The organism is Saccharomonospora saliphila YIM 90502, assembly GCF_000383795.1.
Classification (GTDB): Bacteria; Actinomycetota; Actinomycetes; order Mycobacteriales; family Pseudonocardiaceae; genus Saccharomonospora; species Saccharomonospora saliphila.
On the sequence record NZ_KB912656.1, the window covers coordinates 43,062 to 49,763 of the forward strand.

At 70.2% G+C, this 6,702-nt stretch carries 8 protein-coding genes; 2 read left to right on the top strand and 6 right to left on the bottom strand.

All coding sequences use genetic code 11. The annotated features are described in order from the left end of the window. Both SACSA_RS0109200 and SACSA_RS0109205 read right to left on the bottom strand, forming a co-directional pair. The coding region (locus SACSA_RS0109200) for a 2Fe-2S iron-sulfur cluster-binding protein (protein ID WP_019815289.1) at positions 1-489 on the bottom strand (489 nt) is incomplete at its 3' end. A 101-nt stretch (positions 490-590) separates the two neighbouring features. After that, positions 591-1,382: a SigB/SigF/SigG family RNA polymerase sigma factor gene (locus tag SACSA_RS0109205; protein ID WP_019815291.1), complete on the bottom strand. Its 792-nt coding sequence runs from the start codon at positions 1,380-1,382 to the stop codon at positions 591-593. A 447-nt stretch (positions 1,383-1,829) separates the two neighbouring features. Here SACSA_RS0109205 and SACSA_RS0109210 point away from each other — a divergent pair, with 447 nt between their 5' ends. After that, positions 1,830-2,231 carry an STAS domain-containing protein gene (locus SACSA_RS0109210; RefSeq protein WP_019815294.1) on the top strand — a complete coding sequence of 134 codons (402 nt, stop codon included), beginning with the start codon at positions 1,830-1,832 and terminating at the stop codon, positions 2,229-2,231. Here SACSA_RS0109210 and SACSA_RS0109215 read toward each other — a convergent pair. The 3 genes from SACSA_RS0109215 to SACSA_RS26715 form a co-directional block, all read right to left on the bottom strand. Beyond that, positions 2,207-2,734: a CGNR zinc finger domain-containing protein gene (locus tag SACSA_RS0109215; RefSeq protein ID WP_019815296.1), complete on the bottom strand. Its 528-nt coding sequence runs from the start codon at positions 2,732-2,734 to the stop codon at positions 2,207-2,209. The two genes, SACSA_RS0109210 and SACSA_RS0109215, sit on opposite strands and share 25 nt — an antisense overlap. Before the next feature lie 114 nt (positions 2,735-2,848). Beyond that, on the bottom strand, positions 2,849-3,106 hold the full coding sequence (locus SACSA_RS0109220) for a GntR family transcriptional regulator (protein WP_019815297.1): 258 nt from the start codon (positions 3,104-3,106) through the stop codon (positions 2,849-2,851). A 239-nt stretch (positions 3,107-3,345) separates the two neighbouring features. After that, a complete protein-coding gene (locus tag SACSA_RS26715) occupies positions 3,346-4,179 on the bottom strand; it encodes an IclR family transcriptional regulator (protein WP_048876611.1) in 834 nt (277 codons plus the stop codon). Between the two features lie 490 nt (positions 4,180-4,669). Here SACSA_RS26715 and SACSA_RS26720 point away from each other — a divergent pair, with 490 nt between their 5' ends. Further along, entirely contained in the window at positions 4,670-4,993 is a 324-nt protein-coding gene (locus SACSA_RS26720; RefSeq protein ID WP_019815299.1) for a helix-turn-helix domain-containing protein, read from the top strand. 495 nt (positions 4,994-5,488) lie between these two features. Here SACSA_RS26720 and SACSA_RS0109235 read toward each other — a convergent pair whose 3' ends face one another. Then, positions 5,489-6,373, bottom strand: coding sequence for a helix-turn-helix domain-containing protein (locus SACSA_RS0109235; RefSeq protein ID WP_019815300.1), 885 nt, complete (start codon positions 6,371-6,373; stop codon positions 5,489-5,491). Between the last annotated feature and the right edge of the window lie 329 nt (positions 6,374-6,702).

Sequence of the window (6,702 nt, forward strand, 5' to 3'; positions counted from 1 at the left end):
CCGAGACGCTCTACGACGCGGTGGGTAGGCCCCGCAACGGCACAGATTGCCGCTCATGCGCTCGGCGATCTCGGTGGCGTCCAGCTCGGGTGCCGTGTCGAGGTCCGAGGTCACCGCGCTCGGCCAGCCTGCCTCCGCCTCGTCGAGCACGCCCGCCGCCGAACAGACCTGGCCGGGGGTGCAGTAGCCGCACTGGAGCCCGTCGTGATCGACGAACGCGCGGTGCAGCGCCCGCAGGTCCTCCCGCTCGGCGCCACCGGCGCTCGTGATGATCTCGGCTCCGTCGCAGGCGACGGCGAAGGTCAGGCAGGTCGTCGCCCTCCTGCCGTCGAGCAGGACCGTGCACGAGCCGCACTGGCCGTGGTCGCACCCCTTCTTCGGGGAGAACACGCCGAGCCGGTCCCGCAGGGCGTCGAGCAGGGTCACCCGCGTGTCGAGGACCACGTGATGCGAGCGACCGTCCACGGTCAGTGTGATCTCCGAGTCCATGGCACCCCACGCGGTCGGCGACGGACAGTGGCTTGCGCGGCGTACCCGGCCCCCTGGGCGGCCAAACGGCGCGGCGGGCAGGCTCCTCCCGTCGCGCGCCCTCACTCCGTGAGCCGGGTGCGGAGGAACTCGAGGGTCCGGGCGAGCAGCCGGGACACGTGCATCTGCGAGATGCCCACTCGCTCGGCGATCTGGGTCTGTGTCATGTTGCCGAAGAAGCGCAGGATCAGCACGCGCCGCTCCCGTTCGGGCAGGCTCGCCAGCAGCGGTTGCAGTGACTCGTGGTACTCGACGTTCTCAAGCTCCGCGTCGTCCTCGCCGACCGTCTCGGCCAACGGCAACGTGCCTTCGTCGTCGTAGGCGGCGTCCATGGACACCGACTGGTAGGCGTTGCCCGCGAGCAGTCCGTCCCACACGTCCTCGGCGGCCAGACCGAGTTCGGCGGCCAGCTCGCTCGGTGTCGGTGCCCTGCCGAGGCGCTGGGCCAGTTTGCCGCTGGCCTGGCTGATGGACAGGTGCAGCTCCTTGAGCCTGCGCGGCACACGCACCGCCCAGCTCGAGTCCCGGAAGTGCCTGCGGACCTCACCCATGATCGTGGGGACGGCGAAGGCGACGAACTCGGTGCCCCGCGAGGCGTCGAACCGGTCGATCGCGTTGAGCAGCCCCAGCCGCGCGACCTGCACGAGGTCGTCCCTCGGCTCGCCACGTCCGACGAAGCGTCGCGCGATGTGCTCGGCGAGCGGCAGGCACCGGGTGATGATCTCGTCGCGCACGACGGCCCGTTTCGGGTCGTCCGGCGCGAGCTCGGCCAGGGTGTTGAACAGTGGTGCGAGATCCTCGTAGCCGCCTGCCTGCTCGCGCCCCTCCGCGTGGGGTTGCTCGTCAGGGGTCACGGGACCGTGACTACCCCGGGGTCCGGGCGGCCACACCCCGGCCCCGGGTGGGTCGCCGGGGCCGGATTGACAACCGACTCCGCAGCACGGCGGCGGCCCCGATCTTCGTGCCGAGATCCGCGAGTTCACCCCGAAGTGCCGTCTTTTTCCCTTCGTGGGACCGCGTGCGGCACCGGCACCGCGACTGTCTACTATGTACTTCAGCAGGGGTGGTCGGCGCTTCGCGCGCGGACCCTCCGGGTGTGCATCCGGCCGATCAGGGAACGCCTCCCACCGACCCCGTGCGCGTCCGGCCGTCCGGGAGCGCTCCGGACACGGTGGACGCTCGTGGCCCGTTGCCGAATCGTCACCGTAACGTAGTGCTTGCGGTATGGACTCCTGTGGGCGTACCGTCGCTCACGGTGATCCGCACCGTCGTGCCCGATCCGCACGGCCGGAAGGCGACCGATGAAACAGCTGACGAGCAGGGATGTCGACGTCCGCGTCGAACCGCCGGTCGAAGGCGTGGTGATCGTGCGCGTCGCCGGTGAGGTGGACCTGGCGGCCGCGCCCGCGCTGCGCCACTGCGTCGACGAACGGGACCCGGGCCTCCGGGTGCTGGTTCTGGATCTGAGCGGTGTCCGCTTCTTCGGCGCGGCGGGCCTGTCCGCGCTCGTCCACATCCGGGGCGTGGCCGAGCGGCTGGCGCTGCGCTGGGCGGTGGTCGCCCCGGACGTGGTGTCGCGACCACTGCGGATCACCGGTCTCGATGTCGGACTGCCGGTGTGTTCCACCCTCGTCGAGGCGCTCGCGCGGGTCACCCACGTCGCCTCGGACATTCCGGGTCAGCCGCCGTGCCGGGAGCGATAGGGCCTGCTCGCCCGGCGCGCGGTGCAGAGGTCGAGCGAGCACCAGCGCGTGTTCCGCCCGGGGGAGCGGTCGTAGAACACCGAACGGCACTCCGGGTCCTCGCAGGTCCTCAGCCGTTCGAGTTCACCGGTCAGGCCCGCGCTGAAGGTCGCCGCGAGAATCTCGGCGAGGTAGGTCTCCAGCGCGCCACTCTTGCGCGGGGGAAGCACCGGCTCACCCGCCGGTGACCAACGGGGCGCGGTGAGCAGCGTCCTGGCAAGCTTGTTGAGCTCGTCGGTGACGTGCCTGCCTCCGAGGTGGTCCCGCACGGTCTCGCGGACCCGGAGCAGGAGTTCGTGTTCCTTCCGAGTCACTTCGCCGACGGCCACCTCCTGCGCGCGCAGCCAGGCCGAGGCGCTCGCGGGCGTGATCAAGGCGTCCTCGGTGGCGAGCAGCCGTGCCGAGTTGCACAGCTCCTCCAGCCTCCTGAGTTCACCGGGTGCGTCGGTGCGGGACAGCGACATCGCGGAAAGGCTACCCGCTGGTACCCGGGGCCGGAGAGCGCGCGGTGCTCGCCGGTGACGGCGTTCACGCCGTTCCGCCGCGACCCGGCCACGCTCGGTGTGCTCGCGAGCCGGTCAGTGCCGCGCGGCGACGAACGTGCCCTTCGAGCGCAGGGTCTGCACCAACCCGCGGTCCCGCAGAATCTGCGTCGCCTTCCGGATCGTGTCGAGGGCGACCCCGTACTCGGCGGACAGGGACCGTTCGCCGGGCAGTCGCGAGCCCACCGGCCACTCACCCCGGTCGATGAGCTCGGCCATGTGGTCGGCGAGCAGGACGTATTCGTACCCGGTCTTGTTCTCCGGGTTGTACTTCTTGCTTTCGGGACCGTTCATGCTCTGCAAGATAGAACGGTCCCGCGCTGCACCCGAGTGCAGACCGCGCCCCAGCGCGGCGCGACGCGGTCTCATGGCTCGGTGTCGCGACCGGCGGCTCGCACTCGACGAGGGAGTGCCGACGGGTCTGCCCCGGGGCCGCCTCGACGCGGCGCTTCCGCCGGAGAGCGCCCCAGGTGCGGGAGGGTCTCCCGCGGCGCGGAGGGGGCGGACGGAGAGCGCCCGGTGGTGGCGTCGGGTCAGTCTCTCGCCTCGACCGAGCGCTGCTCGGGAATGGGGCTCGCGGTGATCTCCTTCGTGACCTCCACCAGCCTGCGGGCGGCGCGCTCGGCGTCCTCGCGGGAGAACCGTGCCGACGGGGCGCTGATACTGATGGCCGCGGGCAGGCGCGCACCGAGCAGGGGAACCGCGACGCATCTGCCGTCGGTCTCGTTCTCACCGTCGTTGAGCGCGAAGCCGATCCTGCGCACGGCGGCGAGTTCCTCGGTGAACCGGTCCACGGTCGTGATGGTCCGTTCGGTCAACGTGTCCATCCCCGTGTGCTCGAGCAGCTCCCGGACCCGTGCCTCGCTCAGCCGGGAGGCGATCGCCTTGCCCAGCGCGGTCGAGTGCAGCGGGTCACGTGCGCCGCGGGCGGAGGCGAGCCGCACGCGGTTACGGCTCTCCACGATGTCGACGTAGATGATGTGGTCACCGTCGAGAATCGCCAGGTTGGCCGTCTCGTCGAACTCGTCGCGCAGCTTCTCCAGCCACGGGCGGGCACGTTCGCGCAGCACTTCGAGCTGGCGCGACTGCATCCCCACGAATCCGAGCCCGAGCCGGTACAGCCCGGTGCCCTCGTCCCGCTCCACGTACCGGTGCGCCTCCAGCGTCCACAGGTACCGAAACGCCGACGACTTCGGCAGGTCGGTGGCCTGTCCCACCTCGATCAGCGAGACACCGTCAATGGACTCCTGTAAGAGGTTGAGAATCGAACAGACTCGCTCGACGGCGCGGACGGTGTAATCGCGTTCCTCACCGGCGGGCGCCGCGCCGGCACCGGTATTGTTTCCCTGATTACGCCGTCCTGACACGCTCACACTCCCGGTAGAATACGGTTCGGTTGTTTCGGACTCTATCGGCCGTACGCATTCGAATGCAGGGGGCCAGAATGCGGTGCGGGTCGGACATCCGGTTGTGCTCGGCGCACGATTGTCGCCACGGATACCGGTATTCTGCTGCGTTGGTGTGATCGTGTGACGACTCGCCGGCGGGTGTAACGCGCGGGCGTGCACGGCGATAGTCGTTCCGATGGGGAGTGTGATGTGGACGCACGAACGTGCACTAGCCTGTCGATGCCCATGTGCAAATTGCGGAGTGCAAGATAGCCCGTTTGGTGGTGTCAGTGTCCGGTTCGGTGGAAGAAGCTGGAGTGGTGTCGCTCGTGGTGCTGCAGCGCGGTGAGGGGTCCCGCTATTTTGGCCGATCGCCAACTGTCGTGCGCCGTGACGCGATCCGTACCCGTCCCCGAACCCCGCACTCATGATGACTATGCCTTTTCACGAAACCGCGCCGGCGCAGGCGTTGTCCGCAGATTCACGGCCCGTCCTGCCCACGGCGGGGTCCCCCGGCGACGGGCGTTCCGCGCCGTCCGGGCAGGCGGACGCGGAGCCGATCTGGGAGTTGGTGCGCCGGGTGCGCAAGCTCCGCGGTCTGACGCAGTATCAGTTGGCCGACCGCCTGGTCGACTTGTCCGGCAACTCCAGCGTCAGCCGCGACGAGGTCGCGCGCTGGGAACGCGGCAAGCGGGTGCCCGGGCCCTACTGGCGGCAGTGGCTGAGCCTGGCGCTCGACGTGCCGTCCGACCAGCTCACGGCCGCCGTCCGCTACGGACGCACCATGCGTTGACCCGCGAGTCCTCCGGATCTCCGTCGCCGGTGCCACCCGGTCCACTCGGACACGGGGTGGCACCGGCGATCGTGTGGCGCCTTGCGTTCGCCGCGGCTAGCGCGGTGTAGCGCGCTAGCCGACTAGCGTGCTACAGTGTCGTCGGCCACGGCGCGGCGGGACCGTTCACCTCGTACGTCGGAGGCCGACGGCGGCGCGGTGCGGGCCGGTCCCCTCCGTTCGGGCCGCGCCGCCTGTTCCGTGACAACACCACGCGACCCGGTCGCCCGTAATTCGTGGGGGAGAGTGTGAATCACTATTTCCGTTGTGGTTCGTCGTCAGGCGCGGGAAAATGCCCCGCCGATTCCGGCCGGTGCTTTTCCCCGGCGTGCCGGAGGCCGGAACGGGGTGCGCCGCGCTCTCGTTCGCGGAGATTCTGCGCCTCTCCGGCCACTTCTGTTCCCCGTCAGCGCCGGGGACCCGCGATGCCACGGGAGTGAACCGGCGCCCGTGCGGTTACGTGCGTGCGGCGAGCCGTTCCGCGTATTCGGTGAGCAAGGCCCGTGATTCGTCCGCGGAAAGGGCGGCGGAGTGGGCGTTGTCCCACAGGGCACGGAACGAGGCCAGCTCGTCGGTGCCAACGTAGTGGACCCGGTCGACGGGCGTGGTCACGTAGGTGACCTCGCTGAAGTCCTGGATCACGTCGCGGGGGAGCAGGATGGTGGTGAACCCGCCCGCTGCGCCCGCCGGGCACCCGCGGTCCTCCGGAAGCACCCGGATATCCACGTGCGGTTCGTCGGTGAGCTCACGGAGTCGATGGAGCTGCTCGGCGTGGACGGTGGCGTCTCCGACGACCCTGCGCAGGACCGACTCGTCGAGTACGCACTCCAGCCCGGGCGGTGCGGCGCGGTCCAGGACGGCCTGGCGCCCCCGCACCATCCGCACGTGGTCGGCGACGTCGCCGGCCCGGGGTGTCGGCAGCTCCGCACGCAGCACCCGCTCCGCGTAGGGCCGGGTGCGGAACAACTCGGGCACGGCGTGCGGGTCGTACATTCGGATGCGGACGGCGGAATGCTCCAGTCCAGCGAGCAGCGCGAGCGACCACGGGGGAAAGCCGTCCGCGAACTCGTCCTCCCACCAGTCGGGCGCGTGGGTCTCCACGCGGTCGCGCAGCGCGCGGTAGTACCCGGCCCGCTCGCCGTGGCCGTAGGCGTCGAGCATGATGTCGAGGCTTTCGTGGCTGGGCAGGTACCGGCCCGTCTCGTAATGCCCGATGGCCGCCCGGCTCTTGCCGATCCTCCGGGCGATCTCGCTCTGGTTGGAGTTGTCGCTGGCCTCACGCAGCTTCTTCAGTCCCTGGGTGAACGCCCATTCCGCGACGACGTGGCTCACCTCGATCAAGGGCCTCACCTTTCGGCTCGGGCGACACGCTCACCGTGTCACTCGAACGGGCCACGCCGCGGTGTAGCGCGGTAGTTATGTAGCGCGCTACCGTGTGCGTGGCTACGGACAGTCGGACACCTGTCACGTTAGCCCCCGGTGACGTCGGCCGTGGGACCCCCTTGCGCGCGGCCACGTCACCGGTTCCACCCTGCGCACACGATCGGTGGGAGCCGTATGTCTCACTTGAGGGCCGCCCGGTGCCGCCACGATGACGAGGCTGCACCGCCGGAGTCGCCGGCGCCACGCGGGAGCGGCGCGGGCGACTGGGCGCCGCTCGAGGCGGGCCT